18 protein-coding genes are annotated in these 19,009 nt (G+C 59.7%); 5 read left to right on the forward strand and 13 right to left on the reverse strand.

Annotated elements, in window-relative coordinates; all coding sequences use genetic code 11:
- Positions 1–248 precede the first annotated feature (248 nt).
- Complete coding sequence (locus tag AC0TNG_RS20415) at positions 249–1,130, reverse strand: LysR family transcriptional regulator (RefSeq protein WP_032649661.1); 882 nt, start codon at positions 1,128–1,130, stop codon at positions 249–251.
- Between the two features lie 105 nt (positions 1,131–1,235).
- Here AC0TNG_RS20415 and budA point away from each other — a divergent pair, with 105 nt between their 5' ends.
- The 4 genes from budA (at position 1,236) to AC0TNG_RS20435 (ending at position 5,104) form a co-directional block, all read left to right on the forward strand.
- On the forward strand, positions 1,236–2,015 hold the full coding sequence (gene budA / locus AC0TNG_RS20420) for an acetolactate decarboxylase (RefSeq protein WP_061098944.1): 780 nt from the start codon (positions 1,236–1,238) through the stop codon (positions 2,013–2,015).
- A complete protein-coding gene (gene alsS / locus AC0TNG_RS20425) occupies positions 1,987–3,708 on the forward strand; it encodes an acetolactate synthase AlsS (protein ID WP_198925452.1) in 1,722 nt (573 codons plus the stop codon). Before budA ends, alsS begins: the two co-directional genes overlap by 29 nt.
- Before the next feature lie 20 nt (positions 3,709–3,728).
- Positions 3,729–4,499, forward strand: a complete 771-nt coding sequence (locus tag AC0TNG_RS20430) for a (S)-acetoin forming diacetyl reductase (RefSeq protein WP_024906954.1) — start codon at positions 3,729–3,731, stop codon at positions 4,497–4,499.
- Positions 4,500–4,630: 131 nt separating this feature from the next.
- Positions 4,631–5,104 carry a cold-shock protein gene (locus tag AC0TNG_RS20435; RefSeq protein WP_024906955.1) on the forward strand — a complete coding sequence of 158 codons (474 nt, stop codon included), beginning with the start codon at positions 4,631–4,633 and terminating at the stop codon, positions 5,102–5,104.
- A gap of 45 nt (positions 5,105–5,149) precedes the next feature.
- On the opposite strand, the gene AC0TNG_RS20440 is transcribed toward AC0TNG_RS20435, so the two are convergent.
- The 5 genes from AC0TNG_RS20440 to AC0TNG_RS20460 all read right to left on the reverse strand — a co-directional run bounded on the left by AC0TNG_RS20440 (position 5,150) and on the right by AC0TNG_RS20460 (position 10,229).
- Positions 5,150–5,854, reverse strand: coding sequence for an ABC transporter ATP-binding protein (locus AC0TNG_RS20440; protein ID WP_473713008.1), 705 nt, complete (start codon positions 5,852–5,854; stop codon positions 5,150–5,152).
- Entirely contained in the window at positions 5,841–6,677 is an 837-nt protein-coding gene (locus AC0TNG_RS20445) for an ABC transporter ATP-binding protein (RefSeq protein WP_420277900.1), read from the reverse strand. The genes AC0TNG_RS20440 and AC0TNG_RS20445 overlap by 14 nt, the downstream gene beginning before the upstream one ends.
- On the reverse strand, positions 6,670–7,503 hold the full coding sequence (locus tag AC0TNG_RS20450) for an ABC transporter permease (protein WP_126544101.1): 834 nt from the start codon (positions 7,501–7,503) through the stop codon (positions 6,670–6,672). The genes AC0TNG_RS20445 and AC0TNG_RS20450 overlap by 8 nt, the downstream gene beginning before the upstream one ends.
- Positions 7,503–8,516, reverse strand: coding sequence for an ABC transporter permease (locus AC0TNG_RS20455; RefSeq protein ID WP_473713009.1), 1,014 nt, complete (start codon positions 8,514–8,516; stop codon positions 7,503–7,505). Before AC0TNG_RS20455 ends, AC0TNG_RS20450 begins: the two co-directional genes overlap by 1 nt.
- 144 nt (positions 8,517–8,660) lie before the next feature.
- Positions 8,661–10,229 (reverse strand): ABC transporter substrate-binding protein, encoded by a 1,569-nt coding sequence (locus tag AC0TNG_RS20460; protein WP_473713011.1) that lies wholly within the window; start codon positions 10,227–10,229, stop codon positions 8,661–8,663.
- A 201-nt stretch (positions 10,230–10,430) separates the two neighbouring features.
- Here AC0TNG_RS20460 and AC0TNG_RS20465 point away from each other — a divergent pair, with 201 nt between their 5' ends.
- A complete protein-coding gene (locus AC0TNG_RS20465; RefSeq protein WP_473713013.1) occupies positions 10,431–11,129 on the forward strand; it encodes a GNAT family N-acetyltransferase in 699 nt (232 codons plus the stop codon).
- Between the two features lie 33 nt (positions 11,130–11,162).
- Here the strand turns inward: AC0TNG_RS20465 and AC0TNG_RS20470 are convergent, their stop codons facing one another.
- The 7 genes from AC0TNG_RS20470 to betB form a co-directional block, all read right to left on the reverse strand.
- Positions 11,163–12,857: a thiamine pyrophosphate-binding protein gene (locus AC0TNG_RS20470; RefSeq protein WP_473713015.1), complete on the reverse strand. Its 1,695-nt coding sequence runs from the start codon at positions 12,855–12,857 to the stop codon at positions 11,163–11,165.
- A 33-nt stretch (positions 12,858–12,890) separates the two neighbouring features.
- The gene (locus AC0TNG_RS20475; protein WP_024906963.1) at positions 12,891–13,631 is read right to left on the reverse strand and encodes an SDR family oxidoreductase; all 741 of its coding nucleotides are present in this window, start codon (positions 13,629–13,631) and stop codon (positions 12,891–12,893) included.
- Between the two features lie 274 nt (positions 13,632–13,905).
- Entirely contained in the window at positions 13,906–14,553 is a 648-nt protein-coding gene (locus tag AC0TNG_RS20480; RefSeq protein ID WP_024906964.1) for an anti-sigma factor, read from the reverse strand.
- Positions 14,550–15,104: an RNA polymerase sigma factor gene (locus tag AC0TNG_RS20485; RefSeq protein WP_024906965.1), complete on the reverse strand. Its 555-nt coding sequence runs from the start codon at positions 15,102–15,104 to the stop codon at positions 14,550–14,552. The genes AC0TNG_RS20480 and AC0TNG_RS20485 overlap by 4 nt, the downstream gene beginning before the upstream one ends.
- Positions 15,105–15,147: 43 nt before the next feature.
- A complete protein-coding gene (locus AC0TNG_RS20490) occupies positions 15,148–15,711 on the reverse strand; it encodes a fasciclin domain-containing protein (RefSeq protein ID WP_024906966.1) in 564 nt (187 codons plus the stop codon).
- Between the two features lie 144 nt (positions 15,712–15,855).
- Positions 15,856–17,520, reverse strand: a complete 1,665-nt coding sequence (betA, locus tag AC0TNG_RS20495) for a choline dehydrogenase (RefSeq protein WP_024906967.1) — start codon at positions 17,518–17,520, stop codon at positions 15,856–15,858.
- A 13-nt stretch (positions 17,521–17,533) separates the two neighbouring features.
- Complete coding sequence (gene betB / locus AC0TNG_RS20500) at positions 17,534–19,006, reverse strand: betaine-aldehyde dehydrogenase (protein WP_473713018.1); 1,473 nt, start codon at positions 19,004–19,006, stop codon at positions 17,534–17,536.
- Positions 19,007–19,009: the final 3 nt, after the last annotated feature.

A 19,009-nucleotide genomic window follows, 5' to 3' on the forward strand; every position in this document is an offset into this window, starting at 1 on the left:
CTTCCTTGTCATCCTTTGAGCACAGCCAGAGTAACAGATGGTTTGCGGCAGACAATTACCAGGAAAACGTAGTACCGAAGCGTGCATCAACAAGACCTTTACCGTTCTAAGATCCCGTGATTTGACGACAGAGGCTGGCATTGCCGGGTGGCGGCTGCGCCTTACCCGGCCTACAAGAGCAAAAAGAAAAGCGACACGAACCGTAGGCCCGTGCAAGCGAAGCGCCGCCGGGCACAGCCGCACGGCCGTCACCCCTCGCTCAGCATCGTCAAAAACCGCTTCACCGTCCGCGAACGTTCAAAACGCCGCCAGCAGAGCGCAATATCGGTATAAAGCTCCGGTGAACTCAGCGTGTGATAGGTGACATTCGGCGGTGAAATGGCCGCCATGGATTTGGGGACCAGCGCGAACCCGCCGCCAGCGGAGACCATGCTCAGGGAGGACGAAAGCTGCGACGACTGCAGCGCGTGCTGCACGTCAATCCCGGCCCGCTCGCAGCAGCCGTGAACCCGGTCATACAGGCCCGGCGCGACCTCCTGCGGGAACAACACCACCGGCGTTTCCCGAAGCTGCTCTAACGCCAGCGAATCGCACGCCGCCAGCGGATGATCGCGATGCAGCGCCACCACCATCGGCTCCCGGTCGAGGATTTTTAACTCGAACGCCTTGCTGCTCTCGCACGGCAGGCGCACGAAGGCGATATCCAGTTCACCCTCTGCCAGCATCGTCGTCAGCGACGACATATTGGCTTCCACCTGGTGAACCTGCACCGCCATGTTCTGCACCTGAAACTGGCGAATCAGGGTAAAAATTTTGGGATGAAAAGCGTCGGAGCTGGTAATGCCAATCGACAGGTTGCCGTTCAGCCCGCGCGCGATGCCGCGGGCTTTCTCCAGCGCGGCATCGCTCAGCGCCAGGATCTTGCAGGCATCCTCGTAGAAGGCTTCTCCCGCTTCGGTCAGCTCCACGCCCCGCGTCAGACGTCTGAACAACGGCGTACCCACTTCCTCTTCGAGCCGTTTGATTTGCTGACTCAGAGGAGGCTGTGAAATACCCAGCGCTTCGGCCGCTCTGGTGAAGTGTCGCTCGCGTGCCACCGCGACAAAATACCGCAGATAACGAAGTTCCATATCTAAAACGTCTCAAACCAGCATGGTTTCTATATTGGAACTCTCTGCTGAATCGGGTCAACATTTATTTAACCTTTCTAAATAAAGTTGAAGAGGACGAGCATGATGATGCATTCATCTGCCTGCGACTGTGAGGCCAGTTTGTGTGAGACCCTGCGCGGGTTCTCCGCCCAGCATCCTGACAGCGTGATCTATCAGACATCGCTAATGAGCGCCCTGTTAAGCGGCGTGTATGAAGGAGAGACCACCATCGCCGATCTGCTGGCACACGGTGATTTTGGTCTGGGTACCTTCAACGAGCTGGACGGCGAAATGATTGCCTTCAGCAGCCAGGTGTACCAGCTGCGCGCCGACGGCAGCGCCCGGGCCGCGAAGCCGGAGCAAAAAACGCCGTTTGCGGTGATGACCTGGTTCCAGCCGCAGTATCGCAAAACTTTCGATGCGCCGGTGAGCCGTCAGCAGATCCACGACGTCATCGACCAGCAGATCCCCTCCGATAACCTGTTCTGCGCGCTGCGCATCGACGGCAACTTCCGTCACGCCCACACCCGCACCGTACCGCGCCAGAAGCCGCCGTACCGCGCGATGACCGACGTGCTGGACGACCAGCCGGTGTTCCGCTTTAACCAGCGCGAGGGTGTGCTGGTTGGGTTCCGTACGCCGCAGCATATGCAGGGCATCAACGTGGCGGGCTATCACGAGCATTTCATCACCGACGACCGTCAGGGCGGGGGCCATCTGCTCGACTACCAGCTGGAGAGCGGCGTCCTCACCTTCGGTGAAATTCACAAGCTGATGATCGATCTGCCCGCCGACAGCGCCTTTTTACAGGCCAACCTTCACCCCAGCAATCTGGATGCGGCGATCCGTGCCGTCGAAAACTAACAGGAGAACTACCGTGAACAGTGAGAAACAGTCACGTCAGTGGGCGCACGGCGCCGATTTGGTTGTTGGCCAGCTGGAAGCGCAGGGCGTGAAGCAGGTGTTCGGGATCCCGGGGGCGAAAATCGACAAGGTCTTTGACTCCCTGCTGGATTCCTCCATCGAGATTATTCCGGTGCGTCACGAAGCCAACGCGGCGTTTATGGCGGCGGCGGTAGGGCGTCTGACCGGCAAGGCCGGGGTGGCGCTGGTCACCTCCGGGCCGGGCTGTTCCAACCTGATTACCGGCATTGCCACCGCCAACAGCGAAGGCGACCCGGTGGTGGCGCTGGGCGGGGCGGTGAAGCGGGCAGATAAAGCCAAGCTGGTGCACCAGAGCATGGACACCGTCGCCATGTTCAGCCCGGTAACCAAATACGCCGTGGAGGTGAGTGCGCCGGACGCGATTGCTGAGGTGGTTTCCAACGCGTTTCGCGCCGCCGAGCACGGCAGGCCGGGGGGCGCATTCGTCAGCCTGCCGCAGGATATTGTCGATCAGCCCGCCACGGGGGCGATTTTACCCGCCAGCGGTCCCGCGCTGATGGGGCCGGCACCGGAATCCGCCATCAACGACGTAGCGAAGCTTATCGAGAAGGCCAAAAACCCGGTCATTCTGCTGGGGCTGATGGCGAGCCAGCCAGCCAACAGCGCCGCGCTGCGCAAGCTGCTGGAGAAAAGCCGCATTCCGGTCACCAGCACCTATCAGGCCGCCGGGGCGGTGAACCAGGAGCACTTCACCCGCTTCGCCGGACGCGTCGGTCTGTTCAATAACCAGGCGGGTGACCGGCTGCTCCATCTGGCGGATCTGATTATCTGCATCGGCTACAGCCCGGTGGAGTACGAGCCGTCCATGTGGAACAGCGGCGACGCCACGCTGGTGCACATCGATGTGCTGCCTGCCTATGAAGAACGAAACTACGTGCCGGATCTGGAGCTGGTGGGGGACATCGCCGAAACGCTGAATCAGCTCGCTAACCGTATCGACCATAAGCTTGAGCTAAGCCAGCGGGCCTCCGAAATTCTGGTCGATCGCCAGCATCAGCGCGATCTGCTCGATCGTCGCGGCGCCTCGCTCAACCAGTTTGCCCTGCATCCGCTGCGCATCGTGCGCGCCATGCAGGACATCGTGAATAACGACGTGACGCTCACCGTCGACATGGGCAGCTTCCACATCTGGATCGCCCGCTATCTCTACAGCTTCCGGGCGCGTCAGGTGATGATCTCCAACGGTCAGCAGACCATGGGCGTCGCGCTGCCGTGGGCCATTGGCGCGTGGCTGGTCAACCCGAGCCGCAAGGTGGTTTCGGTCTCCGGTGACGGCGGCTTCCTGCAGTCGAGCATGGAGCTGGAAACCGCGGTGCGCCTCAACGCTAACGTGCTGCACATCATCTGGGTGGATAACGGCTACAACATGGTTGCCATTCAGGAAGAGAAAAAATACCAGCGTCTTTCCGGCGTCGAGTTTGGCCCGGTCGATTTCAAAGTCTATGCCGACGCCTTTGGCGCGAAAGGCTTTGCCGTGGAGAGCGCCGACGCGCTCGAACCCACGCTGCGTGCGGCGATGGATGTGGATGGCCCGGCCGTAGTGGCCATTCCCGTCGACTACAGCGATAACCCGCTGCTGATGGGCCAGCTCCATCTCAGCCAGATTTTGTGAATCAACATAAGGACAGAGAAATGCAAAAAGTTGCTCTCGTAACAGGCTCAGGCCAGGGGATTGGTAAAGCGATCGCGCTTCGCCTGGTGAAAGATGGCTTTGCCGTCGCCATCGCCGACTATAACGTTGAGACGGCAAGAGCCGTCGCCGATGAAATCATCCGTAACGGCGGGAACGCCGTCGCCGTGAAGGTGGATGTCTCTGACCGCGAACAGGTATTTGCGGCGGTGGAGAAAGCCCGCACCGCGCTGGGCGGATTCAACGTGATCGTCAATAACGCCGGGATTGCGCCGTCTACCCCAATTGAATCCATCACGCCGGATATTGTCGACAAGGTCTACAACATTAACGTGAAAGGGGTGATCTGGGGGATCCAGGCCGCGATTGACGCGTTCCGCAAAGAGGGGCACGGCGGCAAGATCATCAACGCCTGCTCCCAGGCGGGCCACACCGGTAACCCGGAGCTGGCGGTCTACAGTTCCAGCAAGTTCGCGGTGCGCGGCTTAACCCAGACCGCGGCACGGGATCTCGCGCCGCTGGGGATAACCGTTAACGCTTACTGTCCGGGCATCGTTAAAACGCCGATGTGGGCAGAGATTGACCGTCAGGTCTCCGAGGCGGCGGGTAAACCGCTCGGTTACGGGACTGAAACCTTTGCCAAACGCATTACGCTTGGCCGCCTGTCCGAACCGGAAGATGTCGCCGCCTGCGTCTCATACCTGGCTGGGCCGGATTCCGACTACATGACCGGCCAGTCGCTCTTAATTGATGGTGGGATGGTGTTCAACTAAATTCTAATAAGCTCTGACATGAGTTTTCCCCTGCACCCGTGCAGGGGCTTTTTTTTGTCTCCTCCGCCATTGTGCATTACACTGCGCGCTGCAAAACTTTAGTCATTACGATCTGACAGGCGGTAACAGCGATGAACGGTACAATCACAACGTGGTTTAAAGATAAAGGCTTTGGATTTATCAAAGATGAAAACGGCGATAACCGCTATTTTCATGTGATTAAGGTCGCGAACCCCGATCTGATTAAGAAAGATGCCGCGGTGACCTTCGAGCCAACCACCAACAACAAAGGCCTTTCCGCCTACGCAGTGAAGGTGATCCCGGAAAGCAAACATCTCTTTATTGCGGGCGAGCGCGTGAAGCTCACCTCCATCAAATCCTTCGTGGTGTTTAACGAAGAAGAGCCGGTTGATACCAAAATCGACAAAGAGAATGCGGTGCTGTCGGTGGGGCTGCTGATGAACAGCATCAAGCCGAAATCTGATAAAAAGCCGGGCGAAATGCGCACGGTGAAGAAGCTGGCAATCACCACCTTCCAGAACACGACGCTGATCTTCACCGAAGATGAGATCGACATTGATGCCACGGTGAAGCTGCTGAAGTGATTTTTTTTGCCGGGTGGCGGCGATGCCTTACCCGGCCTGGAAAACTTAACCCATCCTGTGCTCGCCCCGTAACATCGCCTCACGGTCAAACACCTTCTGGATCTCCCCGTGCGACATAAACGCCGCCCGGTCGGACATATGGGCAATCACGTCCGCATCGTGACTCACCAGCAGATAGGTCATCTCGTGCTCGGCCTTCAGGCGGTTGAGCAGGTTCAGGATCTCCGCCTGCACGGACATATCCAGCGCCGAGGTCGGCTCGTCCAGCAGCAGAAGCTGCGGGCGCAGCAGCAGCGCGCGGGCAATCGCCACGCGCTGGCGCTGGCCGCCGGAAAGCTGGTGCGGATAACGTTTATCCGCGTCGGCAGAAAGCCCCACCTCGTGCAGTGCATTGGCCACCTTTTCCGCGATTTGTGTCTCGCCATGGATGCTTAACGGCTCCGACAGCGTGCGCGCAATGGTGTGGTTCGGGTGCAGCGACGCCCACGGATCCTGAAACACCATCTGTACGTTGCGGCGAAGCTCGCCTTCAAAACGTCGCCCAGGCGTTAACGTTTCCCCCAGCAGCGCAATATTGCCGCGCCACTCACGCTGCAGCCCTGCCAGCACGCGCAGAATCGTCGATTTCCCGCAGCCGGATTCACCTATCAGGCTGAAGGTTTCACCTTTCTCGATGACAAAGCTGGCGGCGGACACCGCCGTTTTCTCCCCGAAGCTCACCTGGAGATCCTTTACTTCAACGAGCGCCATTATTGGCCTCCTTCCACGGCTGCGAACGGTCGAGCGTTGGCAGCATCTGTCCATAAGTATGGACGTCTGGACGACAGGTCCACAGGGTGCGCGTGTACGGATGCGTTGCCTGCGGAAGCTGGCTCGCCGCCATCTCATCCACCTTTTCGCCCTGATACATCACCAGCACGCGGTCACAGTGCTCCGCTACCAGCGGCAGATCGTGGCTGATTAACAGCATCGCCATCCGGCGTTCTTCGCACTGCTGCACCAGCAGTTCGAGGATCTGGCTACGCAGGCGGGCGTCCAGCGCGGAGGTCGGTTCGTCGGCAATCAGCACCTGCGGGTTGTTGACGAGCGCAATTGCAATCATCACCCGCTGGCCCATGCCCCCGGAAAGCTCACCGGGGTAGCGCTGGAGGACATGTTCGTTGAGTCCGACGGCGCGGATGATGTCGTGAATGCGTGCCTGCCGTTCTGAACGCGGCAGCCGCTGATGCAGCGTAAGCGCCTCATCAAGCTGGGCGGCGACGGTTTTCACGGGGTTAAGGGCGTAGCGTGGGTCCTGCAGGACCATCGCAATCCCGTTGCCGCGCAGCGCTTGCCAGCGGCGGGGGCTTAGGGTCAGCAGGTCGTTGCCGAGCACGTTAAGCCGGTTAGCGCTTACGATGCCGGGCTTACGCACCAGCCCCATCAGGGCGCGGGCGGACATCGACTTGCCGGAGCCGGATTCCCCCACCAGCGCCAGCCGCTCGTTGCCAAGCGTGAAGCTCAGGTTGTTGACCACGCGCGCGGCGGGGTAGTCGATATTCAGCGCATCGACGATGACGCGGTGTTCAGTCATGCTGTGGCTCCAGTACGTCGCGCAGGCCGTCGCCTAACAGGTTAAAGGCCAGACTGGCAAACAGAATCGCCCCGCCCGGAATGGCGGCAATCCACCACTGGTCGAAAATGACCTGCATGCCGTCGGCAATCATCGCCCCCCATTCGGCCATGGGCGGCCGTGCGCCAAGGCCGAGGAAGCCCAGACCGGCGGCCGCCAGAATAATCCCCGCCAGATCCAGCGCCAGGCGCACAATCGCGGACGGCAGACACAGGGGCAGAATATGGCCGACCAGCAGGCGCAGGCCGCGGATCCCCATCATCTCGGCGGCGGCCAGATAATCGCTGTGGCGTAGACGCTGAATCTCGCTCCGCGCCTGACGCGCATAGGCAGGCCAGGTGGTTAAAGCCAGCGCCAGCGCGCCGTTGACCAGCCCCGGACCGAGCATCGCCACAAACGCGAAGGCGAGGATCAGGCGCGGCATCGACATCACCACGTCGGTGAAGCGCATCAGGATGCGCTCCATCCAGCCGCCGTAGTAGCCGGACAAAATCCCCACCAGCAGCCCGGCAGGCAGGGTGATAACGGTAACCAGCGCCACCAGCCCGAGCGCCGGACGGGTGCCGTAAATCAGGCGCGAGAGCAGGTCGCGCCCGTAGCTGTCGGTACCCAGCCAGTGCTGGCCGTTCGGGGCCTGTAAGCGCGCGGCGGCGTCCTGCCAGTTCGGGTCAAGCGGCGCGAGCCAGGGGGCGAACAGGGCGATAAACACCAGCAGCGCGATGGCCACCAGCCCGCAAAACGCGGCAGGGGAGCGGCGCAGGCGGCGTAAGAAAAGATAAAACGGCATCAGCGCACCCTGGGATCGGTCGCCCGCACAAGCAGGTCGGTAAGGTTATTGATCAGCACAAAGCAGACGCCAATCAGCAGCGTGCCACCCATGATGGCGGTGGTGTCTCCGGCGAACAGGGCGGTGGTGAGGTAGCGCCCGATCCCCGGCCATGAGAAGACGGTTTCGGTCAGTACCGCGCCTTCCAGCATGCTGGTGTAGGCGAGGGCGATCACCGTCAGCAGGGTGCCGCGAATGTTTGGCAGCACGTGGCGCAGCAGAATGGTCATCTCCCCGGCTCCCTTGGCGCGGGCGAGCAGGATGTACTCTTTGTTCATTTCGCCGAGGCAGGCGGAGCGCGTCAGGCGGGTAATGCTCGCCAGCGAGTAATAGGCCAGCAGCAGCACCGGCAGCACCAGGTGGCTGATGGCGTTGCGAAACGCCTCGCGGTCGCCGGAAAGCCAGGTATCCACCAGCGCAAAGCCGGTGCGCGGCTCGACGGTGAACTGCCAGATATCGTCCAGCCTGCCGGGACCCGCGCTCCACTGCAGCTTCGCGTAGAACAGGGCCAGCATCAGCAGGCCGAGCCAGAAAATCGGCACCGAGTTGCCGAGCAGGGTGAGCGTTCTGATCGCTAAGTCCAGTGGCGAACCGGCGTAGCGGGCGCATAGCACCCCGGCAATCACGCCGAGTACGGCACCGATGATTAAGGCCAGCGTCGCCAGCTCCAGCGTGGCGGGGAAGGCGTGCAGCAGGTCCTGCAGCACCGGCTGCCCGGTGGCGCTGGCGGTGCCTAAATCACCATGGGCAAGGTTTTGCAGGTAGTGCCAGAACTGCACGGGCAGGGGTCGATCCAGCCCAAGCTGGTGGCGAACCTGATCGTAGGTGGACTGGCTGGCGTGATCGCCGACGATCTGCAGCACGCGATCGACCGGTGAAAACGCCGAGAGCGCAAACGTGACGAGCAGCAGCCCGAAGAGCGTGAGCAGCAGGGTCAGCAGGCCCTGAAGCACGCGGGTGGAAAGATGTGGCATGGGAAAATCGTTATCCTGAAAATATGCACGGACGACCCCCTCTTCCCTTGGGAGAGGGCGGGGGTGAGGGGAAACAGGCGGCTCTGCTGCGCGATGTTGCCCTCACCCCAACCCTCTCCCACGGGAGAGGGAGAAAGACAAGGGCTACTTCGTAACGCGATCGTACCAGACCATATCCGCGTTCAGCCCCTGCTGATACCCCTTCACGTTATCGCGTACCACGATCTGGGTTTTACCCTGATCGACAAATACGTATGGCGAGCTCTGCTGCAGCTGTTCCTGCATCTTCTTGTACAGATCGAGACGCTTCGCCGGATCCGGCTCAGCTACCGCCGCCAGCGTGACCTTGTTCAGCTCCGGAATTTTCCAGCCGTTCAGGCCGGCCACGGTGCTGGACTTCCCGTCGTTCCACGCGAAGGCGCTGGCGTTAGAGTGCGCATCGAAGTAGTCCGGGATCCACAGACGAATCGCCGCCTGATGCTGCTTAGCGCGCACGCGGGCATAGACCTGGCTCCCGGCGGCAGGCAGCAGATCCACCTTCACGCCACCCTGCGCAAAGCTCGCCTGCATCGACTGGGCGATGGTGATAAACGGCGGCTTGTTCTCTACGTCCAGCGTGAAGTGCGCGTCCTTAATGCCCGCTTTGGCGAGAATGGCTTTCGCTTTTGCCGGGTCAAACTTAAACGGATTGTCTTCCAGCGCGCCCGGCAGGCCGACCGGCAGGAAGCTCTGATGAACAAAATACTGGCCTTTCAGCAGATTTTTAGTGATGCCGTCATAATCGACCAGCCAGCGCGACGCTTCCCAGAAGGCCGGGTTATTCAGCAGCGGGTTAGCGCTGTTGCCGGTGTTAAACACCAGGTAATTCTGCTCGGCGGACGGAATGCTCAGCACCTTCACGCCCGGCTTGCCGTCGAGCGCGCTAATCTGGTCTGCACCCAGATCGCGCGCCACATCCGCATCACCCTGCTGGATCAGCAGGCGGCGTGAAGCCGGATCGGGGACGTTTTTAATGATGATGCTTTTGAGCTTCGGCGCGCCGCCGGGCGCGGAGTCGTTAGCTTCCAGCACGATGGCCTGATGCGGCTGATAGACGCGCATTTTGAACGCGCCGCTGCCCGCCGAGTGCATTTTCAGCCACGCGTTGCCGAAGTCATTATCCTTCACGTTCGCGGCGACCTCTTTTTCATCGACGATAGAGGCAATCGGCGTGGAGAGAATATTCAGCGCCACCGACGGGCTGACGTCCGCCGTCCAGTGCAGCTGGAGGGTGTGATCGTCTACCTTTTTCAGCTGGCTGGCGATGTTGCTCGCGTCCCAGCCCAGCACGTTGAGGATAAAGGCCGGGGATTTGTTCAGCGTCACGGCGCGGGTGTAAGAGAAAATCACGTCTTCCGGGCGCAGCGGGTTGCCGGAGGCGAATTTCGCATCGGGTTTAAGCTTGATTGTCAGGGTTTTTGCTGCCGCGTCCGCTTCCCAGCTTTCCGCCAGGATCGGCGTGTTTTTTTCCGGATTATCGCGGTCCGGCTGGACCAGACGCTGATAGAGGCTCGGCACGGTCTGGATGCTGGAAAGCTCGTTGGCTTCAGCCGGGTCGAGGCTCACGATGTCATCAAGCCCTTGGGCAACCACCAGCGTGTTGGGCGGAGTAGCGGCGTGGGTAGCGCCTGAGAGCGCAGCCAGCACCAGTAACGGCAACAGTTTTTTCGTCATAGCGATCCCTGAGAAGAATATATTGTGATTGTTTTATGCTCCGCTACGTTAGGTCGACTATGACATTCCGCAAAGTCGAAATTCAGCTTTGCTTATGCCTTCCGGGAATATCGCATGCGCTCGGGCTATTAAAACACGCTGCTTTTCGCGCGCTTTTTAACCTGCTATAACAAATGCCTTACCTTTCAGGGAGTCACCGCCGTGCCCGAAATCAATCAACATGGTCAAACCGTTAACGATCTCGTACCCGACTGGAAAGGCGCGCGCGCGTTAACCCGCACGCCGCTGTTCGGCCAGTATTGCCGCCTGGAGCCGCTGGACGCCGATCGCCACGCGGCCGATCTCTATGAGGCCTACGCGCTGGGCGACGACAGCGACTGGACGTGGCTTGCCAGCACGCAGCCAGCGAGCGTGGAAGCCACCGCGCACTGGGTCATGGCGAAGGTGATGGACGATGAGCTGGTGCCGTTTGCCGTCATTGATTTACGCACCGAGCGTGCGGTGGGGCTGGTGAGCTATATGGCCAACGAGCGGCTGCTGGGGTCGGTGGAAATCGGGCACGTAACCTGGTCGCGCAAAATGAAAGGATCCCGCATCGGCACCGAAACGGTGTGGCTGCTGCTGAAAAATGCGTTTGAGCACGGCTACCGGCGCCTCGAGTGGAAGTGCGATTCGATGAACGTTGCCTCACGCAGGGCGGCGGAGCGGCTGGGGTTTGTCTGGGAAGGGCGCCTGCGCCAGAAGCTGGTGCGCAAAGGGCGCAACCGCGACAGCGATATGCTTTCTATTATTGACGGCGAATGGCCGCAAAGAGACGCGGAGCTGCGCGCCTGGCTGGCGGCGGAGAATTTTGACGACGACGGGCGTCAGATAAAGCGTCTTGAGGCGTTTCGGTTATAAGTTTTTTATGTAGGGTACAGCGTAAACGCGCGGCTAATCCGCGGAAATCGCGATTTCTATCAGGTTGGTTTTTCCTGACTGTAGCCCGCGCGCTACCGCTTCGGCGATATCTGCAGCCTCGGTTACCCGGCAGCAGTGGACGCCCATGGCGGTGGCCAGCGACTGAAAATCAATATGCGGGTTCACCAGGTCCATCCCGATAAAACGCCCCAGCCGCGTTGAGCTGTAGTCGGCCTGGCTCTTCATAAAGTTTTTCAGGATGTTGTACTCCCTGTTATTCATGACGATAAAGGTGACCGGCAGATTTTCGTGTGCCGCCGTCCAGAGCGCCTGCGGCGAGTACAGGGAGGCTCCGTCACCTATCAGGCAGACCACCGGCTCCCGTCCGCGTCCCAGCGAGTGCCCTACTGAGGCAGGCATCCCCCAGCCCAGTCCGCCGCCGCGCATAAAGTAGTAGCGCTGGTGCTGCTGGTCAGAGATGAACCGGCGGACATGCCTGGCGGTCGCTATCGCCTCATCAACGATTGTGGTACCCGCCGGAATGGATCGGATGACTTCCCAGGCTGCGACCATCGGGGAGATTGCCGGGCGTAGCCGCTCGGCGGCCAGACGTTCCTCCTGCTGCTGCCACTCCTTCTCCCGTTCGTCGCGGGCCGCAACCAGCAGCCGCTGGTGGGCCAGCGTGCTGGCGATCAGGCGCTGCTCAAGCTTCGGCAACAGTTCGTGCAGGGAGAGCTTGATATCCCCCATCACCGAAAGGCGAGTGGCATACGTACGGCCAAGCTCGTGCATATCCGCCGAGAGCTGATACACCGCGCAGGTCGCCGGAATGGCCTCGCCCTCGCTGTACAAAATGGTGATCAGGCTTCTGCCGCCGATGATGAATACGGCATCGTAGGCGTTAATGATGCTGGCGATTTCGCTGGCGGTGGTGGGCATATTGCCCCGCCAGAGCGCGTGCTGAGTGGGAAAAGGCAAATTCAGCGGCCAGGAGGAGCCATAGACGTGGGCGCTGAGCGCTTCCGCCAGCTGGACAATCTCCTGCGTCGAGCCGCTGGAGTGCACCTCATCGCCCGCCACAATCATGATCCTGCCGGGCGTAACCTGGCTCAGTTCTTCGGCCAGTTCGTCCAGCGAGCCCGCCACGGTGTGGTAGTTCACTTTAGAGGCGGTTTGTATCCCGGCGTCGCTGAGCTCTTCCATCACGTTCATTGGCAGAGAGAGCAGCACCGGACCGGCTGGAGGATAGCTGGCAGCGTGAAACGCGCGGCGTACCAGCACCGGGAGCTGGTCGGCGCTGGTGACCTCCTGCGCCCATTTCATGACCGGGGAGCCAATGGAAACAATATCATCATACAGCAGCGGATCGCGGACGTAGTGCCGCGTATCCTGCTGTCCAACGGTGACCACCAGCGGGGTTTTCATGATCCGCGAATTAATCAGATTCCCCATGCCGTGCCCCAGACCGCTGGCGGTATGCAAATTGATAAAGCCCGTTTTGCCGGATGCTTTCGCATAGCCGTCAGCAATCGCCACTACGGTGCTTTCCTGAAGCGCCAGAATATAGTGAATATTTTCATGGCGAAGCAGGGCATCAATGAGTGGAAGCTCGGTGGTACCGGGGTTGCCAAAAATATATTCCACGCCTTCACTCTCCAGCACTTCAAGGAGAATATCGGCACCCGTTCGCATATTGAGATCTGATAAGGACGTTAATGATTTAATCATACTGACACCTCATTCAGCATTATTTAACGCCGGCTAAAATTCTTCCTGCGTCGGACGAACAACAATTTCATTAATATCAACGTCGCCAGGCTGTTCTATGGCAAATAAAACCGCGCGGGCAATCGCGTCAGCCGGAATAGCCTGCTTATAAAACTCATGGAGAAATTTTTTGCTCTCTTCGTCAGAGCTACCGAATTGCAGTTCGCTTTCAACGGCGCCGGGGGAAATAAGCGTCGTGCGGAGGGTTTTACCCGCCTCCTGACGTAAGCCTTCACTCAGCGCGCGGACGGCGAATTTCGTGGCGCTGTACACCACGCCGCCAGGTGCCAGCACCTTGATGCCCGCGACGGAGGCAACGTTAATAAAATGCCCACTGCCCTGACGCTGGAACACCGGGAAAGCGGCAGCGATGCCGTACAGTACCCCTTTCAGATTGGTATCAATCATCTTGTCCCATTCGTCGGTTTTCAGCTCGCTGAGGGGGGCGATAGCCATAAAGCCCGCGTTGTTGATCAGCACATCCACGCGCTGGTAGGCGGCAACAGCAGCGTCAATGGCGCGCTGAACCTCTTCCTGACGGGTGACATCGGCCTTCACGGCAATAGCCTTGCCGCCTTGCTGAATAATCTGATCCACCAGGGCATTAATTCTGTCCAGACGGCGCGCCACCAGCACCAGCGAAAACGCGTTATTCGCTAAATGGAGGGCAATCGCCTGACCAATACCGCTGCTGGCACCGGTAATGACAACAACCTTGTTTGCACTATTATTCATGATCTTATCTCGCTATTGAGTGATGCAAAAAATAAAAGGCAGAGAAGCGTTAATGAATAATGATAAATTCATTAACGCGGTTTTTTGATATATTGTGTATCGGGAATAAAATGATGTTCGTTTAAAACTTAATGGAGTGCGGAAGAGTCTGTCAATGTCGTTTTTTAATAATTAAATTAATTGCAGACTTAATATTTAATTCTTATAGGTAACCGAGAATAGTATATAAATGAAATGGGGTCACGATAGCGGCCCTGCGAACAGGGCCTGAGGATTACAATTTGCCACTGTAAAGCACCGGGCCTGTGGGGAGTCCAGTGGGCGATCCGCCCTCTGGTTCAAGGCTTATGGCTATCGTAGCGTCAGGAGGGAGCGTTGTGTTCCTGAGGGTGACGCGTGTGGGTATATCGTTATGCAACAGCCCCATGGATACCGGCGCCTGCCCGCCTGGGATCAGCCAAAGCTGCAGGCTGTGTTGCGCCGCGACGGCCGTTGGTCGAAGAGGGGCAATGCTCAGGTGCTGACGGCTGGCGTCCGCGCTGACGACCCACTGTCCGTGCTGTTGGGTATCGTTGAGTACCATCAGCGGAGCAAGTTCCGGGGTACGGATGGCATACCAGGCAACGACCGACAGGGCGGCGAGGGAGGCCGCAGCCATCCAGCCGACATAAGGCCGACTTTTGCGTAAAGGCTTTTTGGGCGGCAGATCGAGGGCGATTCTCTTCCATACCGTCTCGGGTGGAGAGACGGGCACAAGATGACTATCCAGCGTGCTGAACATTTCCTGCCAGTACGCCACGCGGGCAGCCAGAGCGGGTTCATGGAGGACCCTTTTCTGGAACTGAAGCCGCGCTCCTCCCCGCAGCGTGCCGAGGGCATACTCTGCTGCCAGCATGTCGTCGCGTTTTTCTGCATCATTCATAGCCCGACACACTCCCGAAGATGGTCCATTGCCCGACGTATCCAGCTTTTCACCGAGCCCAGAGGCTGTTGGAGCCAGTCGGCAATGTCGCTGTGAGACATTCCCTGATAGTAGGCGAGCGTAATGCTCTGGCGCTGTTCGCTGCTCAAATGTTCGAGACACTGCCTGAGCCGTTCTGCCTGCACATCGTCGTGCCAGTTATTCTGCTCATCGTTCTCGCAAGGCAGAATCGCTTCGTTATACGCCGTCTCGCGGTCGGCAGCGCGGGTTTGCCCGCTGCGCAGCCAGTCAATACAGCGGTTGCGCACAATGTGCGTAAGCCAGGTCATCGGGGAGCTCATTGCAGCGTTGTAGGTTTCGGCTTTACTCCAGACGGTGATAAAACAGTCGTGAAGGATCTCTTCTGCCCACGCGCGGTCACGCAGCATGCGCAGCGCGACGGCAAACAGGTGTGGCGACGTGAGTCGATAAAGTTGTTCAAATGCACGGCGATCGCCGTTTGCGACCGCCTGCATTAATTTCAGTTGCTGTTCAGCCAGCGCGTTATCCATGTTTTTCCCGGAAGGCAACGTCACACTTCCGAAGTATAGACAACTACTTAGGCATCAGGACGGTATCAATCACATCGATCACGCCGTTTTTTTGATGAACGTCATAGGTGCTAATGTTCGCCACATTGCCTTTACCATCCTTAAGCTGAATATTGTGCGGGCCGTTGCTCATGATCCACAGCGGCTGACCGTTAACGGTTTTCAGCTCCGCGTGGCCGCCGCCCTGTTTAATTTTCTGCTCCAGCGCTTTCATATCGTAATTACCGGCGACCACGTGGTAGGTCAGGATGCTGGTGAGCGTGGCTTTGTTTTCGGGTTTGACCAGGTTCTCGACCGTGCCGGCAGGCAATTTCGCAAACGCCGCATTGGTCGGCGCAAACACGGTGAACGGCCCTTTGCTCTGAAGCGTATCCACCAGTCCTGCCGCTTTGACGGCGGCTACCAGCGTGGTGTGATCTTTCGAGTTTATGGCGTTTTCAACAATATTTTTGCTCGGGAACATTTCCGCTCCGCCCACCATCACGGAGCCTGACGTCATGGCGGCTGATGCGCCTGCACAGAAGAGTAAAGCGCTGGTTACGAATGCAACACGGGTTAGCTTTTTCATCATCTTTCCTCGGATTGGGGAGCAAAGGGGTTGCTCACAGACTGATATACGAGGGGCGGGTGGAAACTGGATGCAGGAAAATAAAAATAAATTTTTGAAGGGGAGGTTGATCCCCTCTCCCCTATGGGGTGAGGGGAAATATCCTCAGCGGCGAACCGGTGCCCCGTTCGCCACATAATACGCGGTCGTGCTCTTCGCCAGCGGCTCGCGTCCACGAATGGCGTCGGCAATCTTTTCGCCGATCATAATGGTGGTGGCGTTCAGGTTGCCGGTGACGATCTGCGGCATGATCGACGCATCCACCACGCGCAGGCCTTCCAGTCCGTGAACGCGGCCTTCGCCGTCAACCACCGCCATCTCGTCGTAACCCATCTTGCAGGTGCCGCACGGGTGGAAGGCGGTTTCGGCGTGGTTGCGCACGAACTCGTCCAGCTGCTCGTCGGTCTGGCAGTCAATACCCGGACTGATTTCACGGCCGCGGTACTTGTCCAGCGCGGGCTGGTGCATGATCTCGCGGGTGATGCGGATCGCGTCGCGGAACTCCTGCCAGTCCTGCTCGTGGGACATATAGTTGAACAGGATCGCCGGATGCTGGTGCGGATCGCGCGACTGGATGCGCACGTGTCCACGGCTCGGGGATCGCATGGAGCCGACGTGGCACTGGAAGCCGTGCTCTTTCACCGCGTTCGAGCCGTTGTAGTTAATCGCCACCGGCAGGAAGTGGTACTGAATGTTCGGCCATTCAAACTCTTCACGGCTGCGGATAAACCCGCCCGCTTCGAAATGGTTGCTCGCGCCCACGCCGGTGCCGCCAAACAGCCACTCGGCGCCAATCTTCGGCTGGTTCCACCACTGCAGGGCAGGGTAGAGGGAGACCGGCTCTTTGCATTCGTACTGGAGGTACATCTCCAGGTGATCCTGCAGGTTTTCGCCCACGCCGGGCAGATCGTGTACCAGCGGGATATCGAACTGTTTCAGCAGGTCAGCGTTGCCCACGCCGGAGCGCTGGAGGATCTGCGGGGAGGCAATCGCCCCGGCGCTCAGCAGCACTTCTTTTTTTGCCGTCGCTTTGGATGGGATGGTGCTTTCACCCTCCAGCCACTCGACGCCCACCGCGCGCTTGCCCTCAAAGAGGATGCGATCGGTCATGGCGTGGGTGCGGATGGTCAGGTTTGGGCGAGGTTTCGCCTGGTCCAGATAGCCGCGCGCGGTGCTGGCGCGTCGGCCCTGCGGCGTGACCGTGCGGTCCATCGGGCCGAAGCCTTCCTGCTGGTAGCCGTTGAGATCGTCGGTGCGCGGATAACCCGCCTGCACGCCCGCCTCCACCATTGCCTCAAACAGCGGGTTCACGCCCGGTTTCGAAGTGGTGACGCTCACCGGACCGTCGCCGCCGTGGTAGTCGTTCGGCCCCACGTCGCGGGTCTCTGCCTTGCGGTAGTAGGGCAGGCAGTTGAGGTAGCTCCAGTGCTCCAGACCCGGCTCTTTTGCCCAGTGGTCGAGGTCCATCGCGTTACCGCGGATGTAGCACATGCCGTTGATCAGCGACGAGCCGCCCAGCCCTTTGCCGCGCCCGCACTCCATGCGGCGGTTGTTCATGTACGGCTCTGGTTCGGTTTCGTACGCCCAGTTGTAGCGCTTGCCCTGCAGCGGGAACGCCAGCGCGGCGGGCATCTGGGTGCGGAAGTCAAAGCGGTAATCCGGTCCGCCTGCTTCAAGCAGCAGGACGGTGGTGTTCGGATCTTCAGTCAGTCGTGTAGCCAGCACGTTGCCGGCAGAGCCGGCCCCGATAATGATGTAGTCAAATTGCAAATAAACCTCCCGGTTAAAATATGGACTGGAATTTACCCATCTCAACCTGGATGGACTTCACCTGGGTATAGCTCTGCAGCGTCATCACGCCATTCTCGCGGCCAATGCCGGAGTGCTTGTAGCCGCCGACCGGCATCTCTGCGGCGGATTCACCCCAGGTGTTGATCCAGCAGATGCCCGCTTCGAGCTGATGAATGGTGCCGTGGGCGCGGTTCAGGTCGGCCGTGACGATGCCTGCCGCCAGCCCGTAGTCGGTGTCGTTGGCGCGGCGAATCGCTTCCTCAATGGACTCATAGGTCAGGATGGACATCACCGGGCCGAAGATCTCTTCGCGCACGATGGTCATCTCGTCGGTGCAGTCGGTGAACACGGTCGGGGCCACCCACGCGCCGTTATCGAAGCCTTCGCCCTTCATCACGTCGCCGCCGCACAGCACGCGCGCGCCTTCCTCTTTGCCTTTGGCGATGTAGCGCATCACGCTGTCGCGGTGCGGGAAGCTGACCATCGGACCAAAGTTGGTAGCTTCATCGAACAGATCGCCCGCGCGGATGCGGCCCACGCGCTCAACGATTTTCTGCTCAAACGCGGCTTTAAATTTCTCGGGCACGAACACGCGGGTGCCGTTGGTGCACACCTGGCCGGAGCTGAAGAAGTTGGCCATCATGGCGATGTCCGCAGCGAGATCCAGATCCGCATCGTCAAAAATAATCAGCGGCGATTTGCCGCCCAGCTCCATCGTCACCTCTTTCAGGGAGGCCGCCGCGGCGTTCGCCATCACCTTTTTGCCGCTGGCGACGCCGCCAGTAAAGGAGACTTTGGTGATGCCCGGATGCTCGGTCAGGTACTGGCCGGTCTCCGCGCCCACGCCCGGCAGGACGTTAAACACGCCGTCCGGCAGGCCCGCTTCGGTGTAGATCTCGGCAAGCTTCAGAGCGGTAAGCGGCGTCACTTCGCTTGGCTTGAAGATCATCGCGTTGCCCGCCGCCAGCGCCGGGGCCGATTTCCACAGGGCGATCTGGATCGGGTAGTTCCACGCGCCGATGCCCGCCACCACGCCCAGCGGCTCGCGGCGGGTGTAGAAGAATGAGCTCTCGCGCAAGGGGAGCTGACTGCCTTCCAGCGCCGGGATCAGCCCCGCGTAGTACTCCAGCACGTCCGCACCGGTGACGATATCCACGGTTGAGGTTTCAGAAAACGCTTTTCCGGTGTCGAGGGTTTCCAGCTTTGCCAGGTCGTCGTTGCGTTCGCGCAGGATATCGACGGCGCGACGCAGGATGCGCGAGCGCTCCATGGCGGTCATCGCCGCCCAGACTTTTTGCCCGCGCGTTGCGCTTGCTACGGCGCGATCGACGTCTTCGCGCCCGGCGACCTGTACGCTCGCCAGGACTTCACCGTTGGCCGGGTTGATGGTCTCGAAGGTGCGACCGCTGGTGGCCGATGTATAACCACCATTGATATAAAGCTGCTGTTCTGCCATTCGGGACATAAA

The organism is Enterobacter sp. PL_is514 (assembly GCF_055816715.1).